Source organism: Nocardia sp. NPDC060259 (assembly GCF_042728775.1).
In the GTDB taxonomy this organism is placed as follows: domain Bacteria; phylum Actinomycetota; class Actinomycetes; order Mycobacteriales; family Mycobacteriaceae; genus Nocardia.
The window spans coordinates 41,781-57,192 of record NZ_JBHXAY010000021.1 but is presented as its reverse complement, the minus strand read 5'-3'; the positions used below and the strand labels follow the sequence as shown (position 1 = coordinate 57,192).

Below are 15,412 nucleotides of genomic sequence, written 5' to 3'. Positions count from 1 at the left end.
CCCTCGGGCCTGCACCGACCTTCCCCTGTCCACCGCGGGATGTGACCACCATGCAGCTACCCGTCCCCCTGCGGGACACCACCCGTCCGCTCGACACCGCACTCACCGACGCGCGCACGGGCCGGCGTTCCGGCATCCTGCGGGTCACCGGCGAACCGGGCGGTGACATCCGGTTCGCCGACGGCCGGATAGTCACCGTGAACACCTGCGGCGCACCGGGTTTCGACGTTCTCGACCGGGAGGAGCAACCGCTCGGCGCGGCCCGCGCCCGCCTGCTGCGGATGACGGCCACCGTCGACGGCCTGTTCGCCATCGCGGCGGGCTGGATCGATCGCTGCTACTGGATCGACGCCGACCCGGAGGTCTTCGCGGGTGCGGATCCCGGCTACGAATCCGAGTGGCTGCTCAGCGAGACCGCGCGCCGGCTGTCCGCGCTCGCCGCCGCCGGCTTCTCACCGCACCGGAACCTGTTGGCACTCACCGAGTTCGGTCGTTCGCGGCGTGACGAGGATGACACCACCGCCATTCTGCGCCTGGTCGACGGCACCCGCAGCTGCCGCGATCTGGCCTTCCTGCTCGGCCGCCCGCTCTACCCGGTCACCGTCGAGGTCGCCCGCCTCCTCGCCTGCCACCAGCTGACCATCCCCGCCCGGCCTGCCGCCGACCGATCCCCCGGCACCGCGGACACCGGGATGGTCGATCCGGCACTGCCCCGCCGCCGCCGTGGCGCCAGCGGAATCAACGACACTCTGCGGCCGCGCCCACCGCAGGCCGCGCCCCCGTCCGCGATCGCCGTGGACGTGCCCGACTCTTCGCCACGGCGGAGAACCGAAAGGATCCCATGAACCCCAACGGCACCCCCGCCACCATGACCGAACGGCTCGGCGCGACGGTGAAATCGCTGCGCGCCGAAGTACCCGACTGCGCCGCGGCGGGCGTCATCGACCTGTCGACCGGCATGCTGCTGTCGGTGGAGACCGTCGACAACCACCCGCCCGAGGTCCTCGACCTGCTCGCGGCCGCCACCCTCGACCTGTTCCAGGGCCGCAATGTGGTGATGATCGAGGACATCTGGAAGGAACGGCGCGGCATCCGCAGCGACGACCACTATTTCCAGGAGATCCTGGTCAATTCCAACAACCTCACCCACCTGTTCCTGCGCGCCGAGAGCCGCGATGATCTGGTGGTCGTGGTGGTCTGCCGCAAGACGGTCAATGTCGGCATGCTCTTCGCCCAGTCACGCCGGGTGCTCAAGGACGCGGGCAGGCTGTAGCCCGGTTCATCCCTCCAGCGCGTGCGCGACGCGCCCCGCCAGCTGCCGCAACCTGGTGCGCAGCTCGGGCGAATCGTGCACACGGAAGCGCACTCCCAGTGACAGCAACTGCGCCGCAAGCCATTCCGGGTCGTCGTCGCGGGTCTCGGTGAGCCTGCACGCGGTGTCGCCGTCGGCGACCAGCGAGTCCACGGTCTCGCCGAGCCTGCCCGCGACCCGCGGCAGCGGCGCGTCGATCGTCACGTCGACCCGGTATTCCGGTGTGCCCCAATCGGTCCGGTACCCGCCCACGTACTCGGCGGCATTCGCGGCGGGCAGCTGCCGCGCGACGATGCGGGCGCCGGTGGGCTGCGGACTCTCGATGCGGTCGGCGCGAAAGCTGCGCCACGCTTCCCGGTCGAGGTCATAGGCGACGAGATACCAGCGCCTGCCCGCCGCCGCGACGCCCATCGGTTCGACGTGACGGCGCGACTCCACACCGGCCGCGTCCCGGTAGCGCAGCCGCAGCCGTTCCCGGTTGCTCACCGCGGCGGCGAGGGTGGTGAGCACCTCCGGATCGACCGTGGGCCCGGTGCCCGCGCGCACCGCGACGGCCGCGCCGACCACTCGCACCCGCCTGCGCAGTTTCGCGGGCAGCACCTGCTCGAGCTTGGTCAGCGCGCGCACGGAGGCATCCTCGATACCGGCGACGGCTTGCCCCGCCGCGACCCGCAGGCCGACCGCGACGGCCACCGCTTCGTCCTCGTCGAGCACCAGTGGTGGGAGTGCCGATCCGGCGGTAAGCCGGTATCCGCCGGTGGCGCCCATGGCCGCCACCACGGGATAGCCCAGCTCGCGGAGCCGGTCGACATCGCGGCGGACCGTGCGGTCGGTGACGCCGAGCCGCTCGGCGAGTTCGCTGCCCGGCCATTCGCGGGGTATCTGCAGCAGCGAGAGCAAACGGAGCAGGCGGGCGGCGGTATCGGTCATGCCGAGAATTCTCTCCTCCATCTAGGACCGATTCTGTCCTAGATGGCTTCTACCGTGGTGAACACACCGACCGAGGAGTTCGCATGACGACCATTCGCCCCTTCCGTATCGACATCCCGCAGGCCGACCTCGACGACCTGCGCGACCGCCTGCGCAGGACCCGCTGGGCGGCGCCACTGCCGGGTGCTGGCTGGGATCGCGGCGTGCCGACCGACTATCTGCGTGAGCTGGCGCGGTACTGGGCCGAGGACTTCGATTGGCGCGCACAGGAATCCGCGCTCAACGAGTTCCCGCAATTCGTCACCGAGATCGACGGCCTCGACGTGCACTTCCTGCACGTCCGCTCCCCCGAGCCCGATGCGGTGCCGCTGCTGCTCACCCACGGCTGGCCGCTGTCGTTCGTCGAATTCACCCGCACCATCGGCCCGCTGACCGATCCGCGGGCCCACGGCCTCGATCCGGCCCTCGCCTTCCACGTCGTGGTGCCCTCGGTCCCCGGCTTCGCCTTCTCGGCAGCGCCGCGCGACACCGGGATGAGCACGGCCAGGGTGGCGCGCATGTGGACGACCCTGATGGACCGCCTCGGCTACGACCGTTACGGCACCCAGGGCGGTGACCTCGGTGCCTACATCGCCCCCGAGATGGCGCTCGCCGCGCCCGAGCACGTCATCGGCGTGCATCTCGACGGCGGGATCGGCATGCCGACAGACGCCGACGTGCCGACGATGTCGGACGAGGACCTCCTGCAGTGGGAGGAGATGCAGCAGTGGATGACCGGCGGCATCGACCACCACACCCTGCTGCGCGCCGCGCCGCAAACCTTCGCGCTGGGCTGGAACGATTCCCCGGTGGCACTGCTGGCCTGGCAGATGCAGAAATACCAGGAGTTCACCCCGATGGCCGACCTGGCCGAGGACGTGATCGACCGCGATCACTTGCTCACCAACATCGCGATCTACTGGTTCACCCAGACCACCGGCACCTCGTCCTGGCCGATGTACAACGGCCTGCGCGACGGCGGTTTCGGCTGGCCCACCGGCCAGAACCTTGTCCCGACCGGCGTCTACGGCGGCGGCTCACCCCTGATGCGCAAACTCGCCGACCGCGACAACAAGATCACCCACTGGCCCGCAGGCAACCCGGGCAACCACTTCGTCGCCATGGAGGAACCCACGGCCCACGTCACCGACATCCGAACCTTCTTCGCCGCCCTCCGCTGAGCCGCAGCGAGCCGGGCACGCGTCACGCTGCCCGGCTCGGTCGGCTACCGCGGACCCGGCCTCACCGCATACTGGCGTCGGGCACCCGCGGTGGGCACGCTGCGCCGGGGGCGGTGGCCAACTCGAAATGCCACCATTCGTTGTCGAAGGTCCGGCACAGGCCCCAGCGGTTGCCGTTGGTTTCCAGCCATTGCGCGCCGACCTGGGGGCCGACGTCGACGGCATGGCCGGAGACGTGGGTCGACTCCTCCGGTGGCAGGACCCAGCGGCGGGCCTCGTCGGGGCTGCCGTAGGTGGCGAGGCCGTCCTGCCACAGCATTTCCTGCTGCTCGTGCGAGCGGTAGCCCGAGGTGATCGACAGTGGAATGCCCTCGGCGTGCGCCTGCTGTTCGGCGAGGGCATAGGCCAGGGCCAACGACGGATCGAGCCCCTCGGTGCCCGCGGCGGACTGGAACTGTTCACGCTGGTCGGTGGCACCCGGCTGGGCCTCGGCGATGCCGATACCGACGGCGGTCACGGCCGCGGCGGCCGTCATCGTCACCAGCATCCGGTCGGCCACCCGGCCGAGCACAGTAGTCATGGCAGGAGTCTATCGACCGGCCCGCGCCCGAGCCGACCACCGAGGTGGGCTCGAGCGCGGTGCACGGCGGTCCCGGCGGATCATTCCGCCGGGGCCGGCGACCGTCTCACGGTGTGCGGGTCAGCTCGGCCGGGGACGCACCGGTTGACCGGACCGGCCAGCGGCCCGGTGCCGCGGTGTAGGCGGGCAGTGCGTCGGGCTGCCGGTGCCGACCGGGAACCGGCCGGATCGCGCGATGCACCGCGAGGCCGGTCAGCACGCCGATCAGCGTCAGTCCCACCCACACCAGCCGGTCGGCGCCCGCCGAGCGGGCCACGTCGAGGACCGCGCCCGTCCCCAGGTTGCCCGCCAGGATGGCCACCCCGACGATCGTGTTGTAGAACCCGTAGTGGGTCGCCACCAGCTTGCCCTCGCTCAGCGAGACGACGGTGTCCATCTCGAACGGGAAGACCGCCGCCGTCCCGACCGCCAGCAGCGCGGCGGACAGCAGCAGCGCCACGGCCGCGGCCACCGTCCCGAACGGTCCAGCGCCGGGTACCAGCGCGAGCGGGACGAACGCCGCGGCCAGCACGCCGACGCCGAGGACGAGACCGCGCCCGATCCCCCAGCGCGCTCGCAACCACGCGGTGATCCGCACCTGACCGGCGACGGCGACCACACCGGACACCACGAACACCAGCGCGGTCAACTCCTGCGCGCCTGCCCCCGAGATGGCTCCCGCGTGCAGCGGCAGGGCCAGATACACCTGGAACGACAGCACATAGGTGCCGCCCATGGCCACCGCGAACGCCACGAAGCGCCGGTGACCGGCGATCGCGCGCCAGTCGGTCCACACCGACGAAGTCGTGGTCACGCCGCGGCGCTGTGGCAGTGCGCACAGCTGCGCCACCGAGAGCACCGCGAACACGGCGGCCGCTGCCGCGGCGGTCCAGCGGAAATCCACGCCGAGCAGGGCGATACCGACGAGCGGGCCGGCCAGGATGCCCGCCTGGTAGAACACGTTGAACACCGCGAACGCCTCGACCCGCCGCTCGCCCGCTTCGGCGGCCAGGTACGCGCGCACCGCCGGGTTGAACAGGGCACCCGCGAATCCCGTTGCGGCGGAGGCGATCAGCAGCATCGGCAGCGAGGTGGCGAAGATCAGCGCGGCGAATCCCGCGGTGCGCAGCACACATCCGGCGACGATGAGCGGTTTGTAGCCGAGGCGGTCGGCCAGTGTGCCGCCGATCAGGAACATCCCCTGCTGCGAGAAGTTCCGGACGCCGAGCACCAGCCCGACCGCCCACGCGGCCAGGCCGAGCGGGCCGGAGAGATACCCGGCCAGATACGGCATCAGCATGTAGAACCCGAGGTTGATGCCGAACTGGTTGATCATGAGCAGCCGGGCGGGTGTGTCGAAACCGGCTAAGGTCCGCAGCGTCTTCATGCGCGCACCGGTCCTGCCGTGTCATCGGACGCGAGCGCGCCGGGATCGAGCACCGTCGTGCAGCGCGTCCAGGACTCGACCACCCGCTCGGCCGGGTGGGAGATCGTGTCGGGGTCGGTGGCGGGCGGCCCCGTCAGCAAGCCGTGCTCCCGGCAGTAGCCGTCGTTGTAGACCGTGTCGAAGTAGCGGTGCGGGCCGTCGGGGAAGATGGCGACGATCCTGGTCTCCGCGTCGGCGGTCCGGGCGGCCCAGCCGGCGACGAGGGCGACCGCGCCGACGCTCCACCCGCCGGTGGCGTAGTGCGTGGCGGCCAGGGTCCGGCAGGCCCAGACCGCTTCCGCCGGTGCGACCCAATGGATTTCGTCGAAGGCGCGGTAGTCGACATTGGCCGGGTGGATGTTCGAGCCGAGGCCACGCATCAGCCGCGGCCCCGCGGGCTGGCCGAAGATCGTGGAGGCCACCGTGTCGACGCCGATCAGGCGAAGCCCGGGATACCGACGGCGCAATTCCCGTGCGACACCCGCGGAATGGCCGCCCGTGCCGACCGCGCAGACGAGCACGTCGACCCGCCCGACCTGGTCGATCAGCTCGTGCGCGAGCCCGGCGTAGCCGTCGGCGGCGTCGGGATTGCTGTACTGGTCCGGGCACCACGCGGTGGGCTCGGCGGCGAGGAGTTCGGCGACCCGGTCCCGGCGCGCCTGCTGCCAGCCTCCGGCGGGATGGGCCCGCTCGACCAGGTCGACCCAGGCACCGAAGGCGGCGAGCATCCGCGCGACGATCGGTTCCAGCCCGGGATCGGTGACCACGGTGACCGGATGAGCGTGCACAAGTCCGGCCAGGGCGAGCCCGAGCCCGAGTGTGCCGCTGCTGGATTCGACGATCCGCGCGCCGGGGGCGAGGTCGCCGCGCTGCTCGGCCCTGCGCACCATGTGCAGAGCGGGACGATCCTTCATCCCGCCGGGGTTGAATCCTTCCAGCTTGGCCCAGAACCCCCGGTCGGCGGTGGTCAGCGGCGCTCCCACCCACATCACCGGGGTATTGCCGACAAGTCCCTGTGGACGCTCGGCGATCGAGGCAACGGTCCGGTCGAGCACGTATTCCTGCATGTCTGTCGCTTCCTGTGTCGGCCGCCGGGCACGACGGCGCGGACGAGAACGGGCACGCGGACACCGGCCTGCCACCGGTGTGGCAGGCCTGGCGCTGACCGATCAGCGTCGACAGATGCAGAACTGGGTGAGGATGTCGCGGCCCTGGCGATACCGCAGCGGCGAGCGAGGCGGGGCGCGGGCGGCCACGGCCGGATGACCGAGGCTCGCGAGGAGAACGACGACCAGCGCGCCGAGCAAGCCCAGGATGGGCAGCACGAGCCCGGTATCGGGCGCCGCGGTACCGACCAGGCAGTGGTCGGGCAGCGGATGACCCGGAACGGCGAGCCCGGCCCCTTCGGCGACGGCGGCGACCACGCCGAGCGGCGTGTCCACACCATGGTGGTCGTCGTGATGCACGGTGGTGCAGTCGATCACGAGCGCGCACACGGCGGCCACGATCATGACGAACGCGCACAGGACACCCGTGCGGTGAGGCGAGGGACGGTCAGTCCGATGACCCACCGTGCCTCCTTCCGCTCATCGCCGGTGACCTACGCCGACCAAGCTACTACGTCATTGCGTAGACACAGGTCAGCGCCGTCGGACCGGACGATCCGGGTGTGGCGGAGGCCTAGTGGCCCGCCCGCCTGCGGGCGATCGCGCGGCCGATCTCGGTGGCCGGCGGCTCGCCGTAGAGCCACTCACGGGCCAGCTGATGCCAGTTGGCCCTGACCTGCAACTGACCGAGGGTGGCGAAGGTGAACAGGTCGGCACGCCGGGAGAAGACGTGCTCGGGCGGGAGCAGTTGCCTGCGCATGCCCTGGAATTCGGCCGAGCGCGGGTCGACGGCGAGCAGGACGGCGCTGGTGGCCAATTCGGGAGTGATGGTGACTTCTTCGTCGAGCAGATGCCACCCGCAGGCCGCCCAGACGTACGCCAGGCATTCCTCGACGGTGACCCCGGCGTCCGGGTCGATGATGCCGCGACCGACCCAGGCCGCGTACAGGTCCTCGGGCCGGTCCTCGGCGGCGGCCCGCAGGCAGGAGCGCTCGAAATCGACGTGCTCGGGGTCCATCAGGTTGTAGAGCCCGAAATCGACGAAGGCGAGCCTGCCGTCCTCGGCGAGCAGCACATTGCCCGGATGCGGGTCGCCGCAGAACTCGTTGTCGGTGAACAGGGTTCCGAGGTAGAAGCGATAGATCAGTTCGCCGTAGTGGTCCCGGTCCGCGGCGGGCAGCGCTTGCAGGTGCGAGAAGCCGTGGCCCGCCACGTATTCGGTCACCAGCACGTTGTGCGAGCAGTGCTCCTCGATCGCGTCGGGCACGGTGATGTAGGGGTGACCGCGGTAGCGCTGGGCGACCAGGTGCTGGGTCCGCGCCTCCCGCAGGTAGTCGAGCTCGCTGCGCAGATTGGCGGCGATCTCCTCCAGTACTCCGGTGTCGGCCATGCTCGGGAGCACGGATCTGGCCATCTTGCTGAGGAATTCGAGATTGCCGATATCGGCGTGGACGGCGCGTTCCACGCCGGGGTACTTCACCTTGACCGCCACCGCGCGGCCGTCACGCAGGGTCGCCCGGTGCACCTGACCGATCGAGGCCGCGGCGATCGCGGTCTCGTCGAAGTCGGCGAAGATCCCCGACAGCGGGCCGAGGTCCTCCTCGATCACGCGGCGCATGGTGGGGAACTCGACCGCGGGAGCCCGGTCACGCAGCGCCGCGAGCTGGCGGGTGAACTGCGCGCGGTGCGATTCGGGGACGAAGTCGAGATCGAGCACCGACAGCATCTGCCCCAGCTTCATCGCCGAGCCCTTCATGCTGCCGAGCACCGCGACGATCTGCTGCGCGGTCTTCATCGCCGACCGCTCGGCCAGCACCTGCCTGGCTTCCTCGGTGCGCCCGATCATCGACAGCCGCGTCCCGACCCCGCGCACGGTCTGCTCGGCGGCCAGCCTGCCCAGCTTCCCGCCGCGCGCCACTCGACCGGAGGGAACTCCGGAGGTCGCCATATCCACCCCCGTCGAGCCGGTCCAGCGCATGTCGCGTCACACTACACCGCACCGCGACCGCGCACGGCCGGACGAACGAAGACCCCGGATCGCACCGTGGCGAGGCCGGGGTCTTCGGGATCTGCGACCGCTTACACGCGTTCCTTGGAGCGGGTGCGCACGCGCAGGGCGATGGGCTTGGAGGTTTCGGCGAAGAAGTCGTTGCCCTTGTCGTCGACGACGATGAAGGCGGGGAAGTCCTCGACGTCGATCTTCCAGACGGCTTCCATGCCGAGTTCGGGGTACTCCAGGACCTCGACGTTCTTGATGCAGTCCAGGGCGAGGCGGGCGGCGGGGCCGCCGATGGAGCCGAGGTAGAAGCCGCCGTGCTCGTTGCAGGCCTTGGTGACCTGGGCGGAGCGGTTGCCCTTGGCGAGCATGACCATCGAGCCGCCCGCGGCCTGGAACTGGTCGACGTAGGAGTCCATGCGGCCCGCGGTGGTGGGGCCGAAGGAGCCCGACGCGTAGCCCTCGGGGGTTTTGGCCGGACCCGCGTAGTAGACGGCCATGTCGCGCAGGTACTGCGGCATCGGCTCGCCCGCGTCGAGGCGTTCCTTGATCTTGGCGTGCGCGATGTCGCGGGCGACGACCAGCGGGCCGGTGAGCGAAAGCCGGGTCTTCACCGGGTATTTCGACAGTTCGGCGCGGATCTCGTCCATCGGGCGGTTGAGGTCGATCTCGACCACGTCGCCGCCGAGGATGTCCTCGGTCTGTTCCGGAAGGTACTGGGCCGGTTCGGTTTCCAGCTGCTCCAGGAAGATGCCGTCCTTGGTGATCTTGGCCAGCGCCTGGCGGTCGGCCGAGCAGGACACCGCGATGGCGACGGGGCAGGAGGCGCCGTGGCGGGGCAGGCGGACCACGCGCACGTCGTGGCAGAAGTACTTGCCGCCGAACTGCGCGCCGATGCCGAACTCACGGGTGAGCTGGAAGACCTCTTCCTCGAGCTCCAGATCACGGAACGCGTGCCCGGTGATCGAGCCTTCGGTGGGCAGGTTGTCCAGGTAGTGCGCGGAGGCGTACTTCGCTGTCTTCAAGGCGAATTCGGCGCTGGTGCCACCGATGACCACCGCGAGGTGGTACGGCGGGCAGGCCGCGGTGCCCAGCGAGCGGATCTTCTCGTCGAGGAACTGGAGCATGCGCTCGGGGTTCAGGACGGCCTTGGTCTCCTGGTACAGGAACGACTTGTTGGCCGAACCGCCACCCTTGGCCATGAACAGGAACTTGTAGACCGGGTTGTCGGGGGTGCCCTCGGTCGAGTACAGCTCGATCTGCGCGGGCAGGTTGGAGCCGGTGTTCTTCTCGTCCCACATGGTGATCGGGGCGAGCTGGGAGTAGCGCAGGTTCAGCGTGGAGTAGGCGTCGAACACGCCGCGGCTGATCCACTCGGCGTCGTCGACCCCGGTGAGCACGCCCTCGCTCTTCTTGCCCATCACGATCGCGGTGCCGGTGTCCTGGCACATCGGGAGCACGCCACCGGCGGAGATGTTGAGGTTCTTGAGCAGGTCCAGCGCGACGAAGCGGTCGTTACCCGAGGACTCCGGGTCGTCGATGATCTTGCGCAGCTGGCGCAGGTGCGCGGGGCGCAGGTAGTGGCTGATGTCGTGGATCGCCGTCTCGGTGAGCAGCCGCAGCGCTTCGGGCTCGACCTGCAGGAAGGTGCGGCCGTTGTGCTCGAAGGTGCTGACCCCCTCGGTGGTGAGCAAGCGGTACGGCGTGTCGTCGGCGCCGATCGGCAGCAGATCGGAATAGCGGAACTCCGGCGCGGTCACGAATCGCACTCCTCGGGTGGCTGGTCACAAAGCACTCGGAAGCCTATCGACCACCCGCGCCCACCTGCTGGTTAGGCAACCCTATGTGACGCACGACAATTGCCTGAACCAAGATCGAGGTTGCACGTTCAACCCAAACGGTGCTACCCATTCTCCGGACGGTGGCGGGGTGTGCACCGTTCCAATCCGAAGCCTGCACCGGAGAATCTGGAGCTCGATCGTGACCGATCCACAGTGGCTCGATGATGTCGAAATGCGTGCCTGGCTGGGCTATGTCCGGACCCGTGACCTGATCGCCGCGGCGATCGGGCGTGACGCGGGCCGGGCAGCGAACCTCAGCTGGGTGGAGTACTCCGTGCTGGTCTATCTGGCCGACGCACCGGGCCAGCGGCTGACCTTCGCCGATCTGGCCGGCGCGCTCGAGTGGTCGCAGAGCAGGCTCTCGCATCAGATCACCCGCATGCAGAAGCGCGGGCTGGTGGCCAGGGAGACGATGCCGCACGATCAACGCCGCACCGTCGCCCGGCTCACCGCCGCGGGCGGGCAGCTCCTCACGACCGCGGCGCCCGCCCACGTGCGCAGCGTGCGCAGGCACATGATCGACGTGCTCGATCGTGGCCAGCTCGCCGCGCTCGCCGAGATCTACGACGTGCTGATCAACCATCACCGCAGTGCGGCAGACGGATTCGGGCCGACCGGGCGTGGGCCCGCCGCACAGCAGGCCGAGGAGCCCGCCGCGGATCTGGCGTGACGAGGTGCCCGCGGCGGTAGCGCCGACGCACCGTGCGCTACGACCCGGTACTGCCACCGGAGTCGGGCCTGCTGTTCCCGAGACCGCCGCGCTGGACGGTCCCGCCACTGTCCGGCACACCACGGTCGTAGACACCCGTTCCAGACGGGCGGAGGAAACTGCCCGCGGCCAGGGCGACGGCGGCGCCGATCGCCGGGTACACCAGCGTGTCCGTGTGCTGATACCAGAAGTTGGCGTAGCGGGTGTCGGAGGTGTCGCACAGGCCGTCGGCCACACGGGTCGACGATGTCGTGTCCACGCAGATCCCGACGGCGGTCGGTTGTGCCGCGGTGCTGGTGGTCGGGCGGGCCGATGTGGTGGTGGACGGTGTGGTCGTCGTCGGCCGCACGGTGCTCGTCATCGGGGGCTTCGTGGTGGTCGCCGCGCGGTGCGACGGTGCGTCGGTGCCGCACCCCGCCGACACGAGCGCCATCGCCACCACCGCGGGCAAGGTGCAGGACACGCTGCGCGACTTCATGATTCGGGCACGCCGACGCTCGCCCCTGGATGCCTCACTCACGCTGTCCCCCTCGATGCGGTACCGAACCCGACGATCCTAGCGGCGCACCGCGACTCGCGTACCTCGAACGACCCCGGCGCCGGACCTCGTCGTGGACGATGCCCGGCGCCGGTGGACAGGTGCTACCGCTGGACGAGATCCGCTGTGCTGAGCGGTCGTTCGAGGTCGGCGGGCACGCCGAGGGCTCGTTCGAAACCGGCGGGCACGATGATGTCGCCGCGGTCGAGGTCGGCGATCGAGGTCTTGCGCAGGCCGAGCAGCGCGGAATCGATGCCGCCGCGCAGGATGTCGAGCACGTTCTCCACGCCGGCCTGCCCGTTGGCGGCCAGGCCCCACAGGTAGGCGCGGCCGATCAGCACCGCGCGGGCACCCAGCGCCACGGCCTTGACGACGTCGCTGCCGCGGCGGATACCGCCGTCGAGCACGACCTCGATCTGGTCACCGACCGCGTCGGCGAGCACCGGCAGCGCCCGGATGGCGGCGGGGGTGCCGTCGAGGTTGTTGCCGCCGTGGTTGGACACCGAGATGCCCGCCACGCCCGCGTCGACCGCGCGCAGCGCGTCGTCGACCCGCATGACGCCCTTGAGCAGCACCGGACCGTCCCACTGCGCGCAGATCCAGGCGACGTCGTCCCAGTCGGGCGCCGGGGTCTGCATCCATTCGCCGTAGGCGCCGAAGAAGCCCGGCGCCGCGCCGCCGCCGACGGCCATGTTGGGTGCGGTCAGATCGGGGATGGAGCCCGAGCGCAGGTAGGTGGCGAGCCAGCGCGGGCGGGCCAGGGTCTGCGGCGCGAACTTCATCATGGTGCGCAGATTCAGCGATTCCGGGATGACCGGGCTGCCCCAGTCCCGGCCGTGCGAGAACGACCAGTCCAGGGTCAGGATGAGCCCGACCGCGCCTGCCGCCTTCGCCCTGGCCATCCGCTCGAGGATCTGGTCCTTGTTGCCACACCAGTACAGCTGGAACAGCGTGGACGGGTTGGCCGCGATCACCTCTTCGATCGGCTTGCTCGCGAACGAGCTCAGGCCCATGGCGATACCGCGCGCGGCGGCGGCCCTGGCGACGGCGACCTCACCGTCGGGGTGCACGGCCTGCACGCCCGTCGGCGAGATGAGCACCGGCATCGAGAGCTGCTGGCCGAGCACGGTGGTCGACTGGTCGCGCTCGCCGATCGGGCCCGCGCAGTGCGGGGCGAAGCCGAGTTCGGTGAAGGCGGTCTGGTTGTCCTCGATGGTCTGGCCCCGTTCGGAGCCCGCGATCAGCGCCCCGTACACCGATTTCGGCAGGCGCTTGCGGGCGCGGCGCTGCGCCTCGGCGACGGTCTCGAACCAGGGGTTCATCGAAGTGGTCCTTCCTCACGAGCCTGTGGCCACCATCGGCCCAGGTCTTCCAGTAGTGCGGTGGTGGCCGCGCGCAGCAGCGCGGCGCCTTCGTCGGCGCTCGACCCGGTGGGGTCGCCGAGAATTCCGTTGGGGCTCACGGCCCGGACGCCGCCCGCGCGCAGCAGCGGCAGCAGTTCGGTCAGCGGGCGCCGGTCCCCCGGTTCGGCCAGCTCGGCGCGCACGTGCTCCGGCGACAGCGCGAGCTGGATCGAGGTTTCGGTGCGGCCCGCGTGCGGGTCGCCGCCGTAGCCGGGTGCGAACAGCCGCACATCGCGCGACTCCGACTGCAGCAGCGCCACGGCGCGACGCAGCGCCTCGACATTGCCGCCGTGCCCGTTGACCAGCACGATCCGCGAGAAGGTGTCGGTGGCCGACCGGCACAGCTCGACGACCAGCAATTCCAGCGCGGCCTGCCCGATCGACAGGGTGCCCGCGAACCCGGCGTGCTCACCGCTGGCGCCGTAGGGAACAGCGGGCGCGACCACGACATCGGCCCGCTCGGCCGCGGCCAGGGCGCACACGGCGGCGGCGATATCGGTGTCGGTGGACAGGGGCAGGTGGGGGCCGTGCTGCTCGGTGGCGCCGAGCGGGATGACCAGGATCACGCCCGCGGCGGCACATGTGCCCGCCTCGGGCCATGTGAGGTGGGCCACGAACATGGTTCCGACATTAACGTCAGTCACTGACATAATCAAGAGCGCGCCGAGTCCCTAGTCTGTATCCATGTCAGCCCCGACACCGCGCGCTCATCGCGGTCGCCCACCGCGCACCACGCGCCGCGAACTCGAAGTCATCGCGATGAAGCTGTTCGCCGAGCACGGGTTCGACGACATCACCGTCGACCGCATCGCGGCCGAGGCCGGTGTCAGCGAACGCACCTTCTTCCGGTACTTCCCCAGCAAGGCCGAGGTGCTCTGGCACCAGTTCGACAACGAGGTCGCCGACCTGCGCGCCGCCTTCGCCGCGGTCCCCGACGACGAGCCGATGATGGCGGCCGTGCGCCGAATCGTGGTGGCGGCCAACAGATATCGCGCCGAAGACATCCCCGAGCTGCGCACCAGGATGCGCCTGGTCTCCGGTGTCCCCGCGCTTTCGGCCGGCGCGGGCGCGCACTACGACGCCTGGGAACGCGCGGTCGGCGAGTTCGCCGCGCGCCGCCTCGGCACCACCGCGGGCGACCTGGTTCCCCTGGCCGTCGGGCGCACCACACTGGCCGCGGCGCGGGCCGCCTTCGACGCCTGGCTCGAACGCGGCGACGCCGATCTGACGGTCTATCTCGACCGCGCGCTGCGCGCCCTGGAACGGGGGTTCGCCCCGGAGTAGCCCGCGTGCGGCGAACAACCCGCAGGTTTGGGCGGCATCACGGGTGGGGTATGAGTAGGCTCGGGTCAACGCGCGCTGTGCGCACCGACAATGTCCGTCGAAAGGGGCAGGAGTTTCCATGTCCGAGGTGTCCATGAGTCTTTCGGCGGATTCGCTGCCGGCACGCCCGGTAGACAACTTGCTGCCGCAACTGGTCGAGCACCTCCGGCAGAACCGCACCGGGCTGCGTGAAGAGTGGGCACGGCGGATCACCGAGGCGGAACTCCTGACCGCCATGACCCCGGAGGAGATCTTCTCCGAGGCGACCTCGATGTACGACAACTACGTCGAGGTGCTGGTCACCGGTAGCGTCGAGGCGCTGCAGGCCTATGCGCGCGACCTGTCCGAGCGCATCATTCCGCGAGGCGTCGAGACCGACGAGGTCCTCGGTATCGTCCTGCTCCTGCGCGACGTCCTCGCCCGCTCGCTGTTCGAGAAGTACCAGGCCGACTTCGACCTGCTCAACCAGGTCCTCGACGCCTACGAACCCGCGGCCAACCGCATCGCGAGCACCGTGGCCATCTCGTTCGTGCAGGAGCGCGAGCGCGTCATCCGCCAGCAGCAGGAAGCCATTCGCGAGCTCTCGACGCCGGTGCTGCAGGTGCGCGAGCAACTGCTCATCCTGCCGATCATCGGTGTGCTCGACTCGCAGCGCGCCCGCCAGCTCACCGAGCAGCTGCTGCGCGCCATCCGCGCCAATCGCGCCAAGGTCGTCGTCATCGACATCACCGGTGTGCCCGCGATCGACTCGGTGGTGGCCAACCACCTCGTGCAGACCGTCGACGCGTCGGGCCTGATGGGCGCCAACGTCATCATCACCGGCCTGTCCTCGGAGATCGCGCTCACGCTGGTCACCATCGGCCTCGATCTGTCCAAGATGAACGCGGTCGGCGACCTGCAGGGCGGTATCGAAGAGGCCGAGCGGCTGCTCGGCTACGAGGTCTCCCGTGGCACCGAGCGCCTGAGCGAGCGAGACGGGCGCTGAACAG

General features: G+C 70.2%; 17 protein-coding genes. 7 read left to right on the top strand and 10 right to left on the bottom strand.

Annotation, left to right across the window (positions count from 1 at the left end; translation table 11 throughout):
• Positions 1-50: 50 nt before the first annotated feature.
• Positions 51-845 (top strand): hypothetical protein, encoded by a 795-nt coding sequence (locus tag ACFWF2_RS11660; RefSeq protein WP_379307107.1) that lies wholly within the window; start codon positions 51-53, stop codon positions 843-845.
• On the top strand, positions 842-1,273 hold the full coding sequence (locus tag ACFWF2_RS11655) for a hypothetical protein (protein WP_379307105.1): 432 nt from the start codon (positions 842-844) through the stop codon (positions 1,271-1,273). Before ACFWF2_RS11660 ends, ACFWF2_RS11655 begins: the two co-directional genes overlap by 4 nt.
• Before the next feature lie 6 nt (positions 1,274-1,279).
• Here ACFWF2_RS11655 and ACFWF2_RS11650 read toward each other — a convergent pair whose 3' ends face one another.
• Positions 1,280-2,242 carry a helix-turn-helix transcriptional regulator gene (locus ACFWF2_RS11650; RefSeq protein WP_379307103.1) on the bottom strand — a complete coding sequence of 321 codons (963 nt, stop codon included), beginning with the start codon at positions 2,240-2,242 and terminating at the stop codon, positions 1,280-1,282.
• Positions 2,243-2,325: 83 nt separating this feature from the next.
• On the opposite strand from ACFWF2_RS11650, the gene ACFWF2_RS11645 reads away from it, so the two are divergent.
• Entirely contained in the window at positions 2,326-3,462 is a 1,137-nt protein-coding gene (locus tag ACFWF2_RS11645; RefSeq protein ID WP_379307101.1) for an epoxide hydrolase family protein, read from the top strand.
• Positions 3,463-3,523: 61 nt separating this feature from the next.
• Here the strand turns inward: ACFWF2_RS11645 and ACFWF2_RS11640 are convergent, their stop codons facing one another.
• The 6 genes from ACFWF2_RS11640 to ACFWF2_RS11615 all read right to left on the bottom strand — a co-directional run bounded on the left by ACFWF2_RS11640 (position 3,524) and on the right by ACFWF2_RS11615 (position 10,369).
• Positions 3,524-4,042, bottom strand: a complete 519-nt coding sequence (locus ACFWF2_RS11640; RefSeq protein WP_379307099.1) for a M15 family metallopeptidase — start codon at positions 4,040-4,042, stop codon at positions 3,524-3,526.
• 106 nt (positions 4,043-4,148) lie between these two features.
• A complete protein-coding gene (locus ACFWF2_RS11635; RefSeq protein WP_379307097.1) occupies positions 4,149-5,468 on the bottom strand; it encodes an MFS transporter in 1,320 nt (439 codons plus the stop codon).
• Complete coding sequence (locus ACFWF2_RS11630) at positions 5,465-6,574, bottom strand: PLP-dependent cysteine synthase family protein (RefSeq protein WP_379307095.1); 1,110 nt, start codon at positions 6,572-6,574, stop codon at positions 5,465-5,467. The genes ACFWF2_RS11635 and ACFWF2_RS11630 overlap by 4 nt, the downstream gene beginning before the upstream one ends.
• Before the next feature lie 102 nt (positions 6,575-6,676).
• Entirely contained in the window at positions 6,677-7,078 is a 402-nt protein-coding gene (locus ACFWF2_RS11625; protein WP_379307093.1) for a hypothetical protein, read from the bottom strand.
• Positions 7,079-7,187: 109 nt separating this feature from the next.
• Entirely contained in the window at positions 7,188-8,591 is a 1,404-nt protein-coding gene (locus tag ACFWF2_RS11620; RefSeq protein WP_379307091.1) for an ABC1 kinase family protein, read from the bottom strand.
• Between the two features lie 101 nt (positions 8,592-8,692).
• Positions 8,693-10,369, bottom strand: a complete 1,677-nt coding sequence (locus tag ACFWF2_RS11615; protein WP_379307089.1) for a fumarate hydratase — start codon at positions 10,367-10,369, stop codon at positions 8,693-8,695.
• Between the two features lie 220 nt (positions 10,370-10,589).
• Between ACFWF2_RS11615 and ACFWF2_RS11610 the strand changes: the two genes are divergently transcribed.
• Positions 10,590-11,120 carry a MarR family winged helix-turn-helix transcriptional regulator gene (locus ACFWF2_RS11610; protein ID WP_379307087.1) on the top strand — a complete coding sequence of 177 codons (531 nt, stop codon included), beginning with the start codon at positions 10,590-10,592 and terminating at the stop codon, positions 11,118-11,120.
• Between the two features lie 37 nt (positions 11,121-11,157).
• Here the strand turns inward: ACFWF2_RS11610 and ACFWF2_RS11605 are convergent, their stop codons facing one another.
• The gene (locus ACFWF2_RS11605) at positions 11,158-11,418 is read right to left on the bottom strand and encodes a hypothetical protein (RefSeq protein WP_379307085.1); all 261 of its coding nucleotides are present in this window, start codon (positions 11,416-11,418) and stop codon (positions 11,158-11,160) included.
• On the opposite strand from ACFWF2_RS11605, the gene ACFWF2_RS11600 reads away from it, so the two are divergent.
• Positions 11,411-11,719, top strand: a complete 309-nt coding sequence (locus ACFWF2_RS11600) for a hypothetical protein (protein ID WP_379307083.1) — start codon at positions 11,411-11,413, stop codon at positions 11,717-11,719. The genes ACFWF2_RS11605 and ACFWF2_RS11600 overlap by 8 nt on opposite strands.
• Positions 11,720-11,801: 82 nt before the next feature.
• On the opposite strand, the gene mftD is transcribed toward ACFWF2_RS11600, so the two are convergent.
• Together mftD and mftE are read right to left on the bottom strand one after the other, a co-directional pair.
• Positions 11,802-13,019, bottom strand: a complete 1,218-nt coding sequence (mftD, locus tag ACFWF2_RS11595; protein ID WP_379307081.1) for a pre-mycofactocin synthase MftD — start codon at positions 13,017-13,019, stop codon at positions 11,802-11,804.
• A complete protein-coding gene (gene mftE / locus ACFWF2_RS11590; protein ID WP_379307079.1) occupies positions 13,016-13,720 on the bottom strand; it encodes a mycofactocin biosynthesis peptidyl-dipeptidase MftE in 705 nt (234 codons plus the stop codon). Before mftE ends, mftD begins: the two co-directional genes overlap by 4 nt.
• Before the next feature lie 64 nt (positions 13,721-13,784).
• On the opposite strand from mftE, the gene mftR reads away from it, so the two are divergent.
• Together mftR and ACFWF2_RS11580 are read left to right on the top strand one after the other, a co-directional pair.
• On the top strand, positions 13,785-14,384 hold the full coding sequence (gene mftR, locus ACFWF2_RS11585) for a mycofactocin system transcriptional regulator (RefSeq protein WP_379307077.1): 600 nt from the start codon (positions 13,785-13,787) through the stop codon (positions 14,382-14,384).
• A gap of 118 nt (positions 14,385-14,502) precedes the next feature.
• Positions 14,503-15,408, top strand: a complete 906-nt coding sequence (locus ACFWF2_RS11580) for an STAS domain-containing protein (RefSeq protein WP_189023050.1) — start codon at positions 14,503-14,505, stop codon at positions 15,406-15,408.
• Positions 15,409-15,412: the final 4 nt, after the last annotated feature.